This window comes from Streptosporangium sp. NBC_01810 (assembly GCF_035917355.1).
In the GTDB taxonomy this organism is placed as follows: domain Bacteria; phylum Actinomycetota; class Actinomycetes; order Streptosporangiales; family Streptosporangiaceae; genus Streptosporangium.
On record NZ_CP109070.1, the window covers coordinates 143,974 to 161,036 of the forward strand.

The 17,063-nt window shown below is 69.6% G+C and carries 15 protein-coding genes and 1 pseudogene; 4 read left to right on the plus strand and 12 right to left on the minus strand.

The window, feature by feature from the left end; translation table 11 throughout:
* Positions 1 to 37: 37 nt before the first annotated feature.
* The 5 genes from OIE13_RS00660 to OIE13_RS00680 all read right to left on the minus strand — a co-directional run bounded on the left by OIE13_RS00660 (position 38) and on the right by OIE13_RS00680 (position 3,598).
* Positions 38 to 451 (minus strand): OsmC family protein, encoded by a 414-nt coding sequence (locus tag OIE13_RS00660; RefSeq protein WP_326644169.1) that lies wholly within the window; start codon positions 449 to 451, stop codon positions 38 to 40.
* A 163-nt stretch (positions 452 to 614) separates the two neighbouring features.
* Positions 615 to 1,448 (minus strand): amidohydrolase family protein, encoded by an 834-nt coding sequence (locus tag OIE13_RS00665; RefSeq protein WP_326644167.1) that lies wholly within the window; start codon positions 1,446 to 1,448, stop codon positions 615 to 617.
* Positions 1,448 to 1,939, minus strand: coding sequence for an MSMEG_0572/Sll0783 family nitrogen starvation response protein (locus OIE13_RS00670; protein ID WP_326644165.1), 492 nt, complete (start codon positions 1,937 to 1,939; stop codon positions 1,448 to 1,450). Before OIE13_RS00670 ends, OIE13_RS00665 begins: the two co-directional genes overlap by 1 nt.
* 65 nt (positions 1,940 to 2,004) lie before the next feature.
* Complete coding sequence (locus tag OIE13_RS00675; RefSeq protein WP_326644163.1) at positions 2,005 to 2,259, minus strand: hypothetical protein; 255 nt, start codon at positions 2,257 to 2,259, stop codon at positions 2,005 to 2,007.
* A 1-nt stretch (position 2,260) separates the two neighbouring features.
* Positions 2,261 to 3,598: an FAD-dependent oxidoreductase gene (locus OIE13_RS00680; protein ID WP_326644161.1), complete on the minus strand. Its 1,338-nt coding sequence runs from the start codon at positions 3,596 to 3,598 to the stop codon at positions 2,261 to 2,263.
* A 151-nt stretch (positions 3,599 to 3,749) separates the two neighbouring features.
* Between OIE13_RS00680 and OIE13_RS00685 the strand changes: the two genes are divergently transcribed.
* Positions 3,750 to 4,325 (plus strand): helix-turn-helix domain-containing protein, encoded by a 576-nt coding sequence (locus OIE13_RS00685; protein WP_326644160.1) that lies wholly within the window; start codon positions 3,750 to 3,752, stop codon positions 4,323 to 4,325.
* Between the two features lie 151 nt (positions 4,326 to 4,476).
* On the opposite strand, the gene OIE13_RS00690 is transcribed toward OIE13_RS00685, so the two are convergent.
* Entirely contained in the window at positions 4,477 to 4,794 is a 318-nt protein-coding gene (locus OIE13_RS00690; protein WP_326644158.1) for a winged helix-turn-helix transcriptional regulator, read from the minus strand.
* A gap of 2 nt (positions 4,795 to 4,796) precedes the next feature.
* On the opposite strand from OIE13_RS00690, the pseudogene OIE13_RS00695 reads away from it, so the two are divergent.
* Together OIE13_RS00695 and OIE13_RS00700 are read left to right on the plus strand one after the other, a co-directional pair.
* Positions 4,797 to 4,934: pseudogene (locus OIE13_RS00695) on the plus strand (Scr1 family TA system antitoxin-like transcriptional regulator); the annotation flags it as partial.
* A 245-nt stretch (positions 4,935 to 5,179) separates the two neighbouring features.
* On the plus strand, positions 5,180 to 6,121 hold the full coding sequence (locus tag OIE13_RS00700) for a DUF5996 family protein (protein WP_326644156.1): 942 nt from the start codon (positions 5,180 to 5,182) through the stop codon (positions 6,119 to 6,121).
* Between the two features lie 147 nt (positions 6,122 to 6,268).
* Here OIE13_RS00700 and OIE13_RS00705 read toward each other — a convergent pair whose 3' ends face one another.
* From OIE13_RS00705 to OIE13_RS00720, 4 genes are all read right to left on the minus strand, one after another.
* Complete coding sequence (locus OIE13_RS00705; protein WP_326644155.1) at positions 6,269 to 6,787, minus strand: nitroreductase family protein; 519 nt, start codon at positions 6,785 to 6,787, stop codon at positions 6,269 to 6,271.
* A gap of 332 nt (positions 6,788 to 7,119) precedes the next feature.
* The gene (gene brxD, locus OIE13_RS00710; RefSeq protein ID WP_326829394.1) at positions 7,120 to 8,427 is read right to left on the minus strand and encodes a BREX system ATP-binding protein BrxD; all 1,308 of its coding nucleotides are present in this window, start codon (positions 8,425 to 8,427) and stop codon (positions 7,120 to 7,122) included.
* A gap of 13 nt (positions 8,428 to 8,440) precedes the next feature.
* Positions 8,441 to 11,302: a BREX-2 system phosphatase PglZ gene (gene pglZ / locus OIE13_RS00715; protein ID WP_326829395.1), complete on the minus strand. Its 2,862-nt coding sequence runs from the start codon at positions 11,300 to 11,302 to the stop codon at positions 8,441 to 8,443.
* The gene (locus tag OIE13_RS00720) at positions 11,299 to 15,165 is read right to left on the minus strand and encodes a hypothetical protein (protein ID WP_326829396.1); all 3,867 of its coding nucleotides are present in this window, start codon (positions 15,163 to 15,165) and stop codon (positions 11,299 to 11,301) included. Before OIE13_RS00720 ends, pglZ begins: the two co-directional genes overlap by 4 nt.
* 85 nt (positions 15,166 to 15,250) lie before the next feature.
* Here OIE13_RS00720 and OIE13_RS00725 point away from each other — a divergent pair, with 85 nt between their 5' ends.
* On the plus strand, positions 15,251 to 15,559 hold the full coding sequence (locus OIE13_RS00725) for a TIGR04255 family protein (protein ID WP_326829397.1): 309 nt from the start codon (positions 15,251 to 15,253) through the stop codon (positions 15,557 to 15,559).
* 41 nt (positions 15,560 to 15,600) lie between these two features.
* Here the strand turns inward: OIE13_RS00725 and OIE13_RS00730 are convergent, their stop codons facing one another.
* Both OIE13_RS00730 and OIE13_RS00735 read right to left on the minus strand, forming a co-directional pair.
* The gene (locus OIE13_RS00730; RefSeq protein WP_326829398.1) at positions 15,601 to 16,338 is read right to left on the minus strand and encodes an ATP-binding protein; all 738 of its coding nucleotides are present in this window, start codon (positions 16,336 to 16,338) and stop codon (positions 15,601 to 15,603) included.
* Positions 16,335 to 16,694, minus strand: a complete 360-nt coding sequence (locus OIE13_RS00735) for a hypothetical protein (protein WP_326829399.1) — start codon at positions 16,692 to 16,694, stop codon at positions 16,335 to 16,337. Before OIE13_RS00735 ends, OIE13_RS00730 begins: the two co-directional genes overlap by 4 nt.
* Positions 16,695 to 17,063 lie beyond the last annotated feature (369 nt).

Below are 17,063 nucleotides of genomic sequence, written 5' to 3' on the forward strand. Positions count from 1 at the left end.
GTGAGGGCCCGGTGAACCGTTCAGGTTCACCGGGCCCTCACCCATCGGCGTCGTTCCTGTTCACCTCGACCCGGGGCGAGCGGGCCAGCGTGTTGGAGACATAGCAGGCCCGGGAGGCCGGAGCGAGCAGCGGTTCGAGCTTCTCCGCGGGGAGGCTGGAGCTCACGCGCAGCCGGATCCCGCTGAAGCTCGGGCCGTCATACTCCCCGATCGCCGAGACCGACAGGTCGGGTAGCTCGATCCCTCGCTTGCGCGCACACCACGCCAGCGCCAGTGCGTAACAGGAGGCGGCCGATCCCAGGAGGTACTCGGTCGGCATCGGACCGGTGAAGGTTCCGCCGACCTCCTCGGGCTCGTCCACCGCGAACGAGAACGGTCCGGCGGTGACGGTCGCGCGCCAGCCGCCCTCCCACCGCGCGACGACTTCGTTCGAGTCTCCCGACCTTGCCAAAGCTCGCTCCCTTCGATGTTCGGTCGCTTCGACGTTTGGTCGTTTCGACGTTTGGTCGTTTCGACGTTTGGTCGTTTCGACGTTCGGTCGCTTCGACGTTTGGTCGCTTCGACCGCAGACAGCACGGGTCCCAGGCCGACCGGCCTGGGACCCGTGCCTTCGATCAGCCGTAGAGCCGGTCGAAGTTTTCGTGGAAGACCATCTCGGTCAGCTCTCCGCCACCCGTGGCCTCGACCAGGCGGTGGTACTCACCGGCGAATTCGCCCCACGGCTGGTCGGAGGCGAACAGCACACGGTCGCCGCCGATGCCGCGCCGGTCGATCTCGCGGGCGAGCCACTGCGGCGCGAAGCCCACGGACCAGGTCAGGTCCGTGTAGACCTTCTTGCCGGACTCGATCCAGTCGAAGAACCGCGTGCCGATGAGCTTGATGTGGCCGCTCACCCCGCCACCGAAGTGGACGAGATGGATCGGCGTCTCATCCGCGTAGCGCTCCACCAGCAGGCCGACCTTGTCGATGTCCGATGCCGCACCCGGTGAGGTGTGCACGTGGACGATGAGGTCGTTGGCCTTCGCGGCGGCGAAGATCTTGTCGAGATGGATCAGGCACTCGGGGTCCTCGGCGGATCCGCCGAGAAGAAAGCTGATCTTGAGGGCCTTCACCCCGCTTTCGGACGCGAGCGCCAGCGCCTTGTCGGTGAACTCGGCGTCCTGCGGTCGCGGTGACGCCCAGAGTGCGGCGCTGAGGCGGTCGCTCCGGCCGGCCGCCTCAATGACGAGCTCGTTGAGCGCGAACGAGTGGCTGGGGTCGGGGACCCCGTAGTTCGGGATCACCAGGGCCCGCTCGGTGCCCTCCCTGTCCATGTCGGCGATCAGCTCGTCGATCGTGGCACGGGCGTTCACATCCGGGTTGACCGGCGGTCCGCCGTAGAACGGGAATGCGGGCAGCACGCCGATATGGCGGTGAGCGTCGACGTGCCGGGAGGGTGCCTTGGCCATCACATGGTCCAGGTGTTGAGCTGGAAGTGGCCCTCCCGCCAGGCGGTCAGCGCGGAGTCGAGCACGTCCAGCGGGTTGAAGGCCTTGACGCCCGGGATCAGGTCGTCCTCACGCATGCCGTACAGGGCGCCCATGGCGAAGCGGCAGGCGTAGATCGTGGCACCCTCGTCGAGGAGGACCTTGAGCTGCTTGTTGACGGACAGGTTGCCGGGGAAGCCCTCGGTGCCGACGGCCGGGTAACCGCGGCCGGCGGCGGCCAGCAGCACGGCGGGTCCGTAAAGGACGATCGTCAGCTTGAACCCCTTGCGCTGGAGGCGCGTGGAGGTCATCAGGTTGACGAGAGAGACCGATCCCTCGAACGGCACCGAGTGGATGAAGACCGTCGCCTTCTGTCCCTCGTGGGCCCGGATGTCGTCGAACACCTTCTCACTGGTGTCCCACAGAACGTCCCCTGCCTGCGGCGTGGCAACGGTTACAGTCTTGGTGGACATGTCACTCCTTTGTGGCGTTTGCTGGTCCGGTAGGGGACCTGCGACGTATCAGATCCCGCGTCGTGTCAGATCGCGGGACCCTTGGACGGCGGCTGTGGCTTCCAGGGTTTCCGGTGGCTTCCCGGCATGCGGGCGATGACCGACTGGCGCAGCCTCAGGGGCAGCCGGTGGAAGATCGGGACATAGACCCGGCGCCAGAAGATCTCGGCTCCACGCGGTGGCCTGGGGCGCCCGGCACCGAGGCGGGCGCCCACCTTGTCCTGTGCGTCGATCATCAGATAGTGCTCGGATCTTTCGCGAACCCAGCGCGTCAGGCCCATCTCAAGCTCCCACCTTCGTGAGCGCGTTCTGGGCCGCGAGTGCGATGGGCTCGTTGAGCGCGCCGATCGGCGGACTGTAGACGTTCTCCATGGTCGCCAGGTCGTTGAGCGTGATCCCGGTGCGCACGGCCATGGCGAGGAAGTCTGCGCGTTCCTTGATGCCCTCGCCGCCGACGAGCTGGGCCCCGATCAGCCGGAGGTGCTCGGGTTCGGCGAGGAGCTTGACCTTCACCGGTTTCACGTCGGGGTAGTAGCGCGCCCGGGAGATGCCCTGCGCGTTGCCCACGATGAAGGGGATGCCGAGCGCGGTGGCCAGCGTCTCGCTGAAGGACACACCGCCGATCATCCACTTGCCGGCGACCATGCCCCAGGGGACGTAGACGGCGCGGTACTCGCGGGTACCGCCTGCGGCGTTCACACCGGCGACCTTGCCCTGGGAGTAGGCATGGCTGCCGGAGAGCCCCTGGATCGGGACGTTGGAGACGCCGTGCGGGATCTCGGTGCAGTCGCCCGCCGCGTACACATCGGGGGCCGAGGTGCGCATCCGCCCGTCGACGATGAGGCCGCCGCTCATGCCGGTCTTGAGGCCGGCCGCGGTGGCGAGTGCGGTGTTGGGCGTCTTCTTCGTGGCCACCACGGCCAGATCCGCCGTGATGTTCCCCTGCGAGGTGGCGACCTCACGGAGCTTGCCGCTCTCCCCGATGAACCCGGTGACCTTGGTGTTGAAGTGCAGCTTGGCGCCCATCTCGATCCAGGAGTCCTCGACCGGCTTGATGATGTCGGGATCGGTCGCGGATGACATGGCCCAGGGTGCGGGGTCGACCAGGTGGGTCTCGATGCCGCGATGCGCGAGCGCGGTGACCATCTCGGCGCCCAGCGGCGTGGCCTCGTCGACGACCGCGGTCTTCACCGTGTCCAGGACCTTGTCCCACTCCATCGCCTGGCGAATGTTCTTGACGTAGTAGATGCCGCCGAGGTCGCCCCCCGGTACCCCCGGGTCGGCATAGGTGAACCCGGTCGCCAGCACCAGCGAGTCGTAACGCTCGACGGTCCCGTCGGTCGTGGTCACCGTCTTGGCCTTCACATCGATGCCGGCCACGGTCGTCTCATAGCGGATGTCGATGCCCTGCTCGACGTAGTGCTGCTTGGTCGCCATGAACAGGGACTCGAAACTGGAGATCTCCCTGCCGTGGACGTAGGGGATCCCACAGGGGCTGTAAGCCGCGTCCTCATAGTCGGTGAAGACGATGACCTCGGCGTCGGGGTCGGTACCCTTCGCGGCACCGGCGGCACCCATCCCTGCGGCTCCGCCGCCTATCACTATGATTCGCCTGGTCATCTCGACTTCGATCTCCTCAGGAAGCTTCGATCGCATTGAGCATGCGCAAAGTTCTATTGAGCATACTTGACGTACCTGTTGGGCGACGTCAAGGTATAAATGAGTGCACCTTACGAAGTGCGAACCTCGATACCCCCATCGGAGGCGCGGCGTGAGCACGCGAGTAGCCGCAGTCGTCTCTGGCATCGGCCCCAAGATCAAGGCCCTTCGCAAGCAGAACGGCTATTCGCTGCAGTCGCTCGCGGAGCGTGCCGACGTCTCCGCGGCCACGATTCACAAGATCGAGCAGGCCGACATGGTGCCCACGATCACGACCCTGCTCAAGATCGCCGTGGCTCTGGAGCGCCCCGTGTCGTACTTCGTGGAGGACGACGACGAGCAGTATCCGACGGTGTTCATACCGGCCGAGAACAGGCGCCCGATCTACACCTCACACGCGGGGATAGACCTCGCTGGGATCAGCGGCCCCTACGGCGACTTCCTGGTCGCCGCAGCCATGGCGACGGTGATCCCGGGAGCGAGCAGCGGCAGCAAGCCGATGCAGCACCTCGGCGAGGAGCTCGTCTATCTGGTAGCGGGCAGGCTCGAGTTCGAGGTCGGTGGCGTGGTGCACGTACTCAACCCCGGTGACTCCCTCCACTTCCGCACGCAGCAGCCGCACTCCTGGCGCAACCCCGCCGACGAGGACGCCTCGGCGATCTGGATGGCGCTGCGCCCGCAACAGTGAGCCGTCCACGGCGATGGGCGCACCCTCCCGTGACCCCACCTTGCCGCCGTGTAGATCGACATGAAGATGGGCGCGTTGGACGAGCAGAGCCGACGGCTGTGGTCGGTGATCGCACGGTGGAGCGATGGGGATGGGGCTCAGCCGGTGGGGCTCAGCCGGTGCGGCCGAACCCGGAGGCAGGGGGTTCGTAGGCTTCGCGGGCGTCGAGCAACTCGTCCCAGTGCCTCTCCGCCCAGGTGCACACGACCGCCATCGGCCCCAGCAGGCTGCGGCCGAGCGGGGTCAGCTCGTACTCGACCCGCTGCACGGCCCCACCGGAGGCGGCACGCGAGACGAGGCCGTCCCGTTCGAGCCTCCGGAGCGACTGGGTGAGCACCTTCGCGGTGATGCCGCGCAGGGGAATCCGCAGCTCGGAGAAGCGCCGAGGTGTGGTCGGCGTACGGAAAATCACCCGGCAGGTTCTTGTCATGGATGCTGAAGTTCTTCAGGCGTGCCACCCCACCGCTGTTCCGTGCGGTACTGGACGAAGGCGTTCTGCATCGTCTGGTCGGCAGCAAGGAAGTCATGCGTCGGCAACTCGAACGCCTTGTGGAGGCGGTAGAGTCCCCGCGAAGTAGAGTCCCCGCGAATCGGCATCCAGGTCATCCCCGCGACGCTGGGGGTGATGACGGGAATTCTCGGCGGCTTCGTGATCGCACAGCTTTCAGGGAGTCCGGATACGGCGTATATCCAGTCCGCAAAACATTGAATTCGACCGGCTTTCCATGCCGGCCGGCGGAGAGACCGATGAAGATCTTGCTGTCCGTGGTGTCGGCCGGGTCTTTGATGCGTACGCTGAGGGAATGGTGGTGTCCATGGAGCTGTTCGCCCCGATACCGCTGGCCGAGTGGCGGGATACCAAGGCCACGCTGCACCGGTTCTGCCAGGTGGTGGGCAAGATCCGGCTCGCCGCCGGGGTCCGGCGCAACCACTGGTGGAGCGTGCCGTTCCATCTCACCGGCCGAGGGCTCACCACCCGGCCGATGGGGCAGGCGGACGGCAACCCGATCTTCACGATCGACTTCGACTTCGTCGGCCACCAACTGCTCGTCACCGCGCTGGACGGCCGGGCGGTGTCGTTCCCGCTCTACGGGCAGTCGGTGGCGTCCTTCTATCAGAGAGTCATGCTGACGCTGGCGGAGCTGGACGTGCAGGTAGACCTGGACATACCGTGGCCGTTCGACCTGCCGGACTCCGGCCGGCCGTTCGTCGAGGACACCGAGCACGCGGCCTACGACTTCGCCATGGTCACGCGCTACTGGCAGGTTCTGAGCCAGGTGAACCTGATGCTGGAGGAGTTCGCCGCGGGCTTCTCGGGAAAGATCAGCCCGGTGCACCATTTCTGGCACACCTTCGACATCGCCTGCACCCGCTTCTCCGAACGCCAGGTCGACCAGCCGCCCTCGGTCGACTCAGTGACGCGGGAGGCCTACTCGCAGGAGGTGATCAGCTCCGGCTTCTGGTTCGGTGACGACTCCTTTCCCGAGCCCGCCTTCTACTCCTACACCGCTCCCGAGCCCGAAGGGCTGGAGAACGAACCACTGCGGCCCGAGGCCGCGGAGTGGGTCGCGCAGCGAGGCAGTCACCTGGCCGTGCTGCGCTACGCCGACGCCCGCGCCGCAGCCGACCCGCACGCCGCCGTACTGGCCTTCTATGAGAGTGCCTACCAGGCCGGAGCCCGGCGTGCCGGTTGGGACATCGCCCGGCTCGCCTGCCCGGGCGGGATCACCGATCCGCAACAGAGAGCCGGAACCTGACAGGCGGCGCGCGCCGGACCAGGCCATCGCCGCGGACACTTCCCGTGGACGTCGCGCAGCATTCGGTGAGTAACCGCGGACACTTCCCGTGGACGTCGCGCAGCATTCGGTGAGTCACTTCGGACCGGTCGGCGAGGGAGCATCCCCTCAGGAGCCGATCCAGCGGACCAGATCATCCAGCGGCAGGCGTCCCGAGGGAATCGCGGACCTGCCACGAGGCGCGGGCGCGGGGTAGCCGAGGGAGATGGCGGTCCGGACCTTCCACGGAGCCTCGACGCCGACCATCCGGCCGGCCTGCTCGGCATTGGGGGAGGGGAAGAACGAGGCCGGGCAGCTTCCCAGGCCAAGGTCGTGCGCGGCGAGCATGAGGCTCTGGGCGGCCCGGCCCGCGTCGAACTCCGCGTCCTCGCCCCCTGTTCCGTGGTCCACCGCGAGCAGAACGACCACGGGAGCGGCGGCCAGGTGAGCCGCGTAGCCTCCCAGCAGGCTCAACCTCTTCTGCAGGCCGCGGTCCCTGACCACGACGAATCTCCAGGGCTGGCGGTTGCGCGCCGACCCGGTCCAGCGAGCCGCCTCCAGCGCCCGCACGATGTCGCGCGTCGGTACCGGCGCGTCGGCGAACCAACGTGTGGCCCGCAACGGCTCGCCCACCTGCCCCATGCTCATCTCCCCGATCCGCTCGTGTCGCCTCGCGCCCCATCATCCCGAAGGCCGGCAAGGTGCCCGCACAGCGGGGAGCCCGAGGTGGCTCAGTCCCAAGGGCGGAGCCCACCCCGGACGCCTTGGTCTTGCCTCCCGCCGTGGGCGCGAGCAGCAGGGCGTCCTGTCCCGAGGCGAGCGGCCCCAGCGCCCGCTGCTGTAGGGGGCGCAGCGACGGCCACCCGAGCGTGTTGACGACATGGTGCGCCAGAGTGGGGTGCAGATGCGCAGGGTCGCTCACAGATCTGTTTCCATGTCGGTCGGCTCCGAGGGTGCCAGAGGGGGATGCGCCGGATCGTTCACAGGTCCAGTTCCACGGCGTCCGCCGACATCGCGTTCCGCTCCACCTCGGTCAGCTCCGAGGCGGCCAGGGTGAGCGCGTAGTGCCGCCGGGGGTCGAACTCCTCGAACTGGTCGACGCGGTCCATGACGTCGACGAGCTTGCGCAGGAACAGGCGCGGCGCGACCCCCACCTGGCCGCCCAGCTCTCCCGTCACCGCACGGCCGAGGTCCGCCAGGTAGCCGTCGTCCACGACCGAGGCGATCCGGCCGGGTACGGAGGCTCCACCGGCGTAGAGGTCACGGACCCTGGTTCCCAGCTCGCCGAGGGAGTCGAGGGTGAAGCCCGGTAGCCGGATCTGGATGGCCCGGGGATTGTCGAAGCGCGGATCTCCGGTGAAGTCGGTGGCCAGCCGCTGCGCGAGGGGCGCCAGCCGCTGCGCGCCCTGCGGCCCCTCGAAGAAGGCGGGCGTCCCGGTGATCAGCAGGTAGAGGCCGGGGAAGCGGCCTGAGTGGACCTCGTCGATGAGCTGCCGCAGTGAGTTGAGCGCCTTGTCCCGGGCGTCGGATCTGACCCGTTGCAGGGTCTCGACCTCGTCCAGCACGAGTACCAGGCCGGGATGGCCGGAGTCGCGCAGCACGGTCAGCAGCCCCTGGACGAAGCCCAGCGCGCCGAAGTGGTCGAGATCGCCTCGGACACCGGCCGTGCGACGTGCGGCGGCGGCGACGTTCGGCTGGCCGCCCAGCCACGCCAGGATCGCGTCGGCGGTCGCCGCGTCCCCGGCGGCCGAGGCACCCCGGTAACCGCGCAGGGCCGCCGCGAAGGTGGGTGCGGACCGGCTCACCCCGGCCAGCCGCTCGGCGAGCAGTTCCTCGACCGCCTGCCCGAGCTCCGAGGGGTCGGCGCCGGCGGTGAGCGCGTCCTCTTCGAGTACGTAGAACCACGCGTCCACGACGGGCCGCAGGGCGCTGGGCGGGTAACTCGCCGTGCAGAGGCGTTCGGTCAGTCGCCGGTAGACGGTTTCCAGCCGGTGCAGCGGGGTCTCGTTCTCCGAAACCTGGACCTCGGCCGTCGCCATGCCCCTGCGCTTGGCCTGCTCGGCGAGCCAGCGGGTGAAGAAGGTCTTCCCCGAGCCGTACTCACCCCTGACCGCCTTGAAGACCGAGCCGCCGGAGGCCAGGGTGTCCAGCTCGTCGCCGACGGTGTCGCCGAACCGGCCGAGGCCGACCGCGAGCAGGTCGAGACCCGCCTGCGGCACGGCCCCCTGCCGGAGCGCGTCGATCACCTCGCGCCGCCGGACGGCACTCACCGACACGTCTGCTGTCACGACGGCCGTCCTCTCAGTTCCGCGGATTCCCGAGCCCGAACTGCTCTCTCAGCAGATGTGCGTCGAGCCGGGCGCTCCGGCCATTGTCGGTGATGGAGAGCACCGGATAGTTGTCGACGTTGAGGATCCGCTGGAGCGTGGCGACGAACCCCGCCGCCCGTACGGTGTGCTCTCCCGAGCTCTGGGCCACGACCGGAAGGGGGAGCGGGCCGCCCGCGTCCAGCAGGGCGAGCAACACGGCGTGGATCTTCGCCTTCGGCACCCTGCGCGGCATCATCTGGTGTTGCGCCGCGAACAGTTCGGTGGCGAGCAGGTCGGTCACCAGGGTCTCGTTCGGGTTCGAGGCCGCGGGTTCGTCGAACGCGGCCGAGCCCGCCCCCTCGTCGAAGTCGTCGAACAGCGTCGGGCCCTGTGCGATCTGCGGGGTCTTCCTGCCCTTGGTACGGGGTCCGGCGGGGGCCTGCGGCACCGGAGGCACCGGAGGCGGCGGGGGCGCTGCCTCCAGTGACCACCATTCGGGACGCTGGTCGGGCAGGGCCCGCCACCCGTCGGGCACCGAGGAGCCGAGCGGGAGGAACGCGAGCAGCGGGACCGTGACCTCGGCCAGCGAGGCACCACCGTGGTAACCGGCCTTGCTGGGCAGGTAGCGCAGGCAGGGGTCCCAGAGCGCGACGAGACGCCCGCCCGCCACCCTCGGACCGGTGAGCTCCACCTCGCCTTCGCCGACCGGCGCTCCGGCGTCGCGGTGGCGGGCCGAGCGGGGATCGGGGACGGTACGCAGTGTGCCGCCCCGCTCCAGTACGTGGCCGTGGTCGCTGGTCAGGATGACCGCTCTGCCCTGGAGCCGGGCGTGGTGCAGCAGGGTACGCAGGATTCCGACGTCGGCCACCCCCCACGCCTCGTCGACCCGACCCCTGCCCTTGTCCAGCGTGTCGTCGATCGTGTTCAGCACCACACCGACGTGCGTCGACACGTCCTCCAGCGCCGTGGTCAACTCCTCTCCCAGGGATTCGCCCGCAGCGCCGGAGAGGCTGCCCTTGTGGAACAGCCGGACCGTCCGGCCTCTCCAGAACGGGTGGTTCTCGAACGCCTTGCGCTCCTCGGCGGCGCCCCCCGTGACGAGGCGGGCGGCGAACAGGCTGGCCCGGGAGACCCTGGTCAGGGTGGGGATCGCCGCCACCACCGCACGCCTGCGTGCCCGGCCTCCGGAGCCCGGCACCGGGTCGTACTCCTCCCAGTTCCGCTCGCGGAGTTCCTCGGCCAGCTCGGTGGCGACGGCGGCGCTCATCCCGTCCAGGACGACGAACAGCAGCGGACGGCTCCGGTCGGACCTGTCCGCGACGAGGGGCGCCACCACGCGCGGGAGCACGGTGTCGACGGTGAGCAGGTCACCGGGTCCTGTGGCGGTCCAGGCGGCGAGCTTCTCGGCGAACGCCCTGTTCAGCTCGTGTCCTCGGGCGTGGACGAGGTCGTGGAGCCTCCGGTACGCCTCCTTCAAAGGTCTGTGGTGCGGCTCACCGAGCCAGAGGTCGTCGCGGGCACGGTCGACCCAGCCCCACTCGTCGATCTGTGCCTGTACGGCCGGGCCGACGCCGCCGATGAGCTCGGCCGTGACATGTGGCCGTACCAGCCACTGGAGGAGCCGCTGAGCCATCTCGGCGCGGCGCACCCGGTGGCTCTCCGCTCTGGCGAGCACGTGCGTCCGCAGCCCCGCGACCGCGTCGGCCAGCACCGCCAGGCTCTGTGCCGAGCGCTCTTCGAGTGCCGCCGACAGCGCGGACGCGACATCGTCGATTCTGTCCTCGAAGCCGGAGCGGAGCAGGTCGCTGTGCCGGGCGGCGGCCCTGGCACCGAACTGGACGACGAGGTCCTCGGCCCGCTCCAGGGTGGAGTGCGCCAGACGTGCCTCGCCCGTGTCACCCCCGTCGCGGAGCATCCAGGCCACGAAACGTTCGGCGGTGGCGGCGAAGGCGCGGATGCTCGCGTCCTCCACCGAGGGGGGCGGGCCATTGCGCGCAGAGGTGTCCGCGCTCATGGCCGAGATGTAGGCGAGCGCGCCCCCCTGGGCGCGCTGCGCGACGCCCTCCGCGGCAGGGTTCCAGAGCGCGCCGCAGACCAGGCCCAGCGCGAGGGCGTCGGAGGCGTGGCCGTCGTCCACGAGCTGGAACAGCACATCGACGGTGCTGCCGGCGGTCTCGCGGAGCCACGACCGCAGGCCCTTGCGCTCGGCCTCCCGCAGGCCGCGGAACGCCTCCACCGCGGCGGCGTCCGAACTCCAGAGCAGCAGCGCGGCGGCGCTCAGCTCGTCGGCGTCGATGCCCAGCCGGTCGAGGCGGAGCCGCCGGGCCGCGAGCTGCCCGAGCGCGGTCTCCCGGGTCAGCATGGCGCCGGTCAGTCGTGGCCACCCGCCGGGAGGCATCGCGTCGATCAGGGCCTCGGCCGCCCAGCCCTCCGCCACCAGCCGGGGGTCCGTCCGCTGTGCGCCGAAGCTCTCCTCGACCAGCCGCCAGGGCTCCACCACGAAGATCCGCTGCCGGATCACCCTGCTCAGCAGACCGACTCCGAGCGTGCTCTCCTCGGCGTCGGTGAGCACCACCAGCACGGAGCCGCCGTCGTCATCGCCGCCGCTGTCGTCGTCGCGGTCCAGGTGTGTCGTGACCTGCTCCATGACCGCCAGGGGCGACACACACGCGGCGATGCGCACGGTCCGCCCGTCCAGCGTGGTCTCGTCCGCGCCCGCCCAGTCGGGGGCGGCACGGATGAGCAGCACCCGCTGGTCGCTCTTGGCGTATCTGCGCAGCAGCCGGGCGACCTCCTGCTCCAGGGCGGCGATCGTGATGGGCAGCGGCCGGGAGGCGACCGGGGCCGGGCTCACCGGCGGGGGACCGATCGCATGGAGATCTCGACGTCGGCGCCGGGATCCGCCTTCGCGAGGGCGCGCGCCTGGGTGAGTAGATCGGTGAGCCTCGACTCCAGGTCGGGGTTGGCCTCCGAGAGGGTACGGGCATCCGTGAGCAGCCGCGACAGCCGCTCCTCCAGCCGTGAGACCGGCCCGCTGTAGATGACCTCCGGCCGGGGGCCGGGTGGGGGCTTGGGAACGGGGCCAGGACCTAGGGGGTCCGGGACGGGGTCCGGGGGGCGGCGGATCGCCTCGCGGATCAGGTCTCCCGCGGCCGAGCCCGCCCGAGCCAGTGCCGGGGCCAGCGGGAGGGTCAGCTCGTCGGCGAGAGCCACCTGGCGCAGCTCGCCGATGATCAGCTCGGCCCTGGCCTTGAACGGTTCGCCCAGGTCGGCGAGATGGGCGAAGTTGTCCCAGCGAGCGGTACGCAGGGCGGTCACCACCGCCGCCGCGCTCTTGATGCTCCTGCCCACCCGCTGCGGGGCCTCGCCGACGTCGGCGGACGCGAGCTGCTCGATGATCTCCAGCTTGCCGTGCCGCGACCCCAGCCCGTCGAGCAGGTCGGCGGCCTGGCGGGCGGTCCGCAGCCGCCCTTCCCGCGCGTCGAGGCCGAGTCCGAGCAGGTCCCCGCGGTTCTCCAGCTCGGTCACCAGGGCGTGCGCGTTGTCGCGGTGGCGGCGCGCGTCGTCGGAGAGCTCGCGGGCGAAAAGTCCGGCCAGCCGCGCCCGGCGTGCGACGGGAGGGTTCCGGCCGAAGATCTCCATCGCCCGTCGGCGCGCGGTCTCCCAGGCCTTCTCGCCGGGCAGGCTCTCCTCGCGGAGTGCCATGTCGTCCCTGATCTGGGTGAGCTCGGGATTGACCGGACCGCCGTGCTGGGTCCAGGACCGGTCGGTCTGCTCGGCGAAACAGGCGATCACCAGGTGGGCGACGAGCCGGTCCAGGCCACGCCGTTCCGGCCGGTCGATCCAGTCGAGCAGCACGGGGATCTTGAGGTCGCCGGTCACCCGGTCCTGTGCCGCGCACCGGTTGAAGTGGCCGCGCCAGTGCGAGCCGAGGACGAACGCGGCCTCGTGCATCTCGCCGAGCAGCAGCGGGTTGGCGACGCGGCGCATCGTGGCGCGGTGTGGCTTGTCGACCTCCACCCGCCCGTCGGGTGCCTCGACGGCCTTGCGGACGTAGTCGAGCACCAGCCTGGCGTCGGCCGCCTTCACCACGGCGGCGGCGCCGACGCGGTCGGGGTCGAAGTCGGGGTGGGCGGGGAACTGGCAGGTCAGCATCTGCCCGGCCAGGCCACCCATGGCGTCTGCCAGGGACGCGCCGGAGGGCAGGCGGGGGTTCAGCTCCTCCGACAGCGAGAGCAGGTGGTCGTCGAAGCCGGTGACGACGTCGCCCTGCTGCTTGCCGGTCAGGCCGTACGCCTGCCGGAGTGTCTCGGCCAGCTTGTTCGAGAGCACGACGCCCTGGCCGGTGAGGGTCTGGCGGGCCCGGTGCCGGTCGGTGGGGTTGAGGTCCTTGGCGACCTCGTCGAACCGCTTCCCGTGCAGGGCGTACTCGATCGTCACCAGCCTGCGCAGGTCCTGGGTGCGCTCGGCGGACAGGGAGGCGGGCACCCAGCAGAGCGTGCGGTCACGGAAGCCGTTCGCGAACATGAGCTGCACCCGGTTGCGGTCGTCGGCGGGGGTGTAGTCGCCCTCGTCGAACGGGTAGTCGACGATGACCCGCCAGCTCGTCGGGTCGGCCGGGTGGAAGGCGTCCTCCCGGAGGTCGTCGTGGTCGCGGATATTGCCGAAGACGACCTCCACGGACCGCTTGCTGCCGCGCCAGGCGAGCTCGAACCGGTCGCCGCCGTACTGCTCGGTCTCGGTCACGCCCAGCTCCTTGTACAGGAGCTTCCTGATCAGGTTCTTCCGGGTGCCGGTGGTGTCGGCTCCCGCGTTGCGGGCGTTGTCCAGGATGGAGTCGATGTCGACGCCGACGAGTTCGAGGCCGACCCCCGGATCGTCGGCCTTGGCGAACTTGATCTCATTGAACTGACCGGCCCACTCCTCGACCTTGCGCGCCACCAGCCCGACCTCGCCACCGGAGATCGGGCTGGTGACGCTGCCGTGGTTGAGGGCGGCGAGGCGGCTCGCGGTCAGGTTGTGCAGCGCGGGCACCGTCGGCGCGAGCGCGGAGAGCAGCAGCGTCTTGATCAGCCGGTCGTCGCCGGTGAACGCCCGTACTCGCCCGGCCGGCCGGGGGTCGGTCTCGGTGCCGCGTCGCACCCTGGCGATCTCGTCCTCGGTGAGGTCGCCGTAGCGGCCCAGCAGGTACGGGCGGAGCTTGGTGTCGTACAGCTTCTGCGCGGCCTCGAACTCGACCTTGAGCTTCTGGGTGAACGGCTCGTCGCCACCCTCGGAGATCACGTCGTAGAGGTCGCCGAGCGGGATCAGGTCGCCCAGCCGCAGGTCGTCGCGACGGCGGATCAGGATCCGCCGCATCAGCTTCAGCGCCGTACGGGAGCGCTGGAGCGCGCTGGAGATGTGGACGAGGGTGTCCATGAAGGCGGGGCTGAAGGGATAGGTCCTGCGGAAGGCGTCGATGTCGGCGCCGGTGGCGTTGCCGGAGCCGAGCAGGGTGTCCCAGACCTCGCGCCGGACCTTGCTGGTCTGGTCGAACGCGCGGGCCAGTGCGGTGGCGGACGCGTCGTCCTTCGCGGTGAGCAGTCGCTGCTGGGCGATCACCGGCAGGTCGCGGTCCTCCAGCGTGATGGTGTCGAAGCGGCTCTTGGCCAGGTCGAGCGTGTCCTGGAAGCCCAGCTCGACGGCGCCGACCACCTCCTCGCCGATCAGGTCGCGCAGGTCGCGCTGGCGGGCGATGAGGCTGATGACCGGGATCGGGCGGGTCGCGTCGCCGGACTCCACGAAGTTCGTGATCTTCTGTACCTCACGGGACACGAACTTCGGATCACCCACCGAGTTGGTGAGCCAGAGGACGAGCTCGTCGAGAAAGAGGATCAGCGCGTCGTAGCCGAGGTCCTTGGCGTGCCTGCTGATCTCCAGCAGCCCCCGGTCCAGGGAGACAAACCCCTCCGCGTCCTCCTTGGCGTTGGTGAAGAACCCCGTGTTCCAGGTCTGCAGCAGCTCGTTCACCAGCCTGCGCCGGAGCTCGTCCTCGGCGGTCAGCACGATCGGATGCTCGTCGTGGCCGTCGGAGGCGTCGGCGTGGGAACCGGCGAAGGCGGAGTCGAGCTGCTCGGGGGTCCAGGACGGCCTGGGTTCGCCCCACTCGTCGACCTCGTCGCCACCGGGGAGCCCTTGGATGAACGCCTCGTCGCCGATCCGCGCGCGGAGGTGGGCCGCCTGTGCCAGCAGGGAGTCGGTGCGGTGTACGGAGGGGATGGGCGCGTCGGGTTCGAGGGAGCGGACGTAGTCGACGTAGCGTCCCAGCACCCGGTGCTCCAGCGACTTGGCGTCGAGCAGGTGGAACGGTACAAGCAGGAAGCGCCTGCCGACCAGCCAGTCGTGCTTGGCCAGCAGCCCGGCGAACTCCACCCGCTCTCGCGCGGCCTTCTCCCCGCGCAGCAGCGCGTGCAGCACAGCCATGAAGTGGGATTTACCGGCGCCGAACGATCCGTGCAGGTAGGCGGCCTTCGAGCTGTGCCCGGTGACCGCCGCCTTGATCAGCCCGAGGGCTCGATCGAAGTTCGCGACCAGGTCCTCGGTGATGACGTAGTCGCGAAGCGTCGACTCGGCGTCGGTCACCCCCTCGGCGAGCTTGAGCACGAAATCGCTGTCGCTCATCCCCTCGGGAATGTCGATGAACTCCCGAAGCAACGGCGGCTGGCTCGGCGTCGTCATGGCCCTCGCTTGTTTACCTGTGGATGGGGATTTCTTGAACTCCTCAAAATAGCTCCGAGGGAACGGCAAGGGAACGATCTCTCGGATGTTCATGACCTGCCGGGCCGCACTTCACTACCCGCGGCTTCTGACGGAGCAGCAGCAGGTCGTCACGATGACGGCGACGGGGGCCTCCAGCGAGCTGCTTCCCCAGTATCGACTGACCGACCTGGACGGTGCCTGGTCCATCGTGGTCGGTCGGAAGCATCTCACCCTGGAGACGACCCGCTACGCGACCTGGACATCGTTCAGGCAGAGGTTAGAAGCCGCACTCGCCGCCGCTGGCGACATCACAAATACTCGCGTTCGAGAATGTGTCGGTCTTCGATATATCAATCGCATTGCACATCGCTGATTTCGGACGCCTGCGCGGACGCGCTGAGCGGCTCCTGAGGTTCAGGACGATGCCCGGGTAGCCGCGGTTTGACGGGGAAGACGCCAGCGGGCCCAGACGGTTTTTCCGGGGCGGTTGGGGAGGACGGTGACGCCGGTGTCGTGGGCCAGGGCCCTGACGATGGTCAGGCCGCGACCGTGCAGGGACTCGGGATCCAGGGTGAGGTGGCGTGGCTGTCCGGGGCCTCGGTCGGTGACCTGGACCTGGAACTCGTCGGCGTCGGCCCACAGGGAGAGCCTGATCACGGGCTCGCCATGGATGATCGCGTTGGCGAGCAGCTCGCCGACCACCAGGACGACGTCGTCGACGAGCTGGTGCAGCACCCAGGCGACGAGGGTCTCGCGCACCATGGCGCGGGCCTTGCCGACGATCGGCAGGTCGTGCGGCAGATCCCAGCAGACGGTGCGAGGGTCGTCCGGGGGGTGCGGTGTGTCAGAGGTCTCGGGCATGGTCCCTCCTTGGGGTGGTGGTGTGCTGTGTTCGGCCTCGCGCATCAGGGCGCGTAGCTCGTCGGCGGTGCGGGCCCGCACGCTCAGGGGTACGGGAGTGGGCCAGATTGCGACGGCGTGGAAGTGCCGGGTGCCGGGGCCGTACCAGACGGTCCAGGCGGGCTCGACCTGGTCGAGTTGCTCGGCACAGGCCCGTTCGGCCGGGTCCCAGGGCCGGGAGCCGACCTGCTCGGTGACGGTCCCGCGCCGGTGCCGCCCGCTCTGCCGGGGCTGTGGCTCGCGTCCGTTCATGCCGTCGCCCCCTGCCGGTACGGGGTGTGCTTGCCGGGGGTACGGGAACCCGGCGGCCGTCCACGCCGGTACGGCACGGCGGCCGTGACCCCGGACTGCTCCGGCCGCCGGTGCCGGCCGGGGGAGACCTCCGGGAGTCGCACCGGGGAAACGACGGGAGGTGTGGGGCCGGGGATCGAACGGATGGGCGTCGCGACCGGTGGGTGGCCGGAGAGGCCGAGGCGGCGGCGGGTGGTCATCCGGGCGTGCACCTGGGCGGGGGTGGGCTGCTCCCAGTGGTGGTGGGCGCGGTGCGGGAGGCTGGCGGCCTCGTGCGCGTACGGGGGATGACCGCACCAGCGACAGCCGAGGGGCATCGGCGGCCGGTTCGCGTGCCAACGGACCCTGATGGGCCGGGGGTTTCCTCTAGGGTGATGCATCGGGTCGGACCTCCGATGTCCGGTCAAGGGACTCGTCCCGGCCTGCGATGCCGTGGCGGGTCCCGCTTTCGTTTCTGCGGTGGGGACTGTGTTTCCGGGGCGGGAGCGGTGCTGTCCGGGTGTTTGTGCCTGCGTCAGGTGACTTCCGCCTGTCCGGTCAGGGCTTGCCGAGTGGTGACAGGTCTGTATCCGGCGGATGCATGAACTACCTGTCGATGTCGCATGTTCCGGCACCTCGGCGTCATTTCCCGCCCTCTTTTCCGGACATAGCCAATTATTTTGGCGACGGGTTTGTGGGGTCTTTCG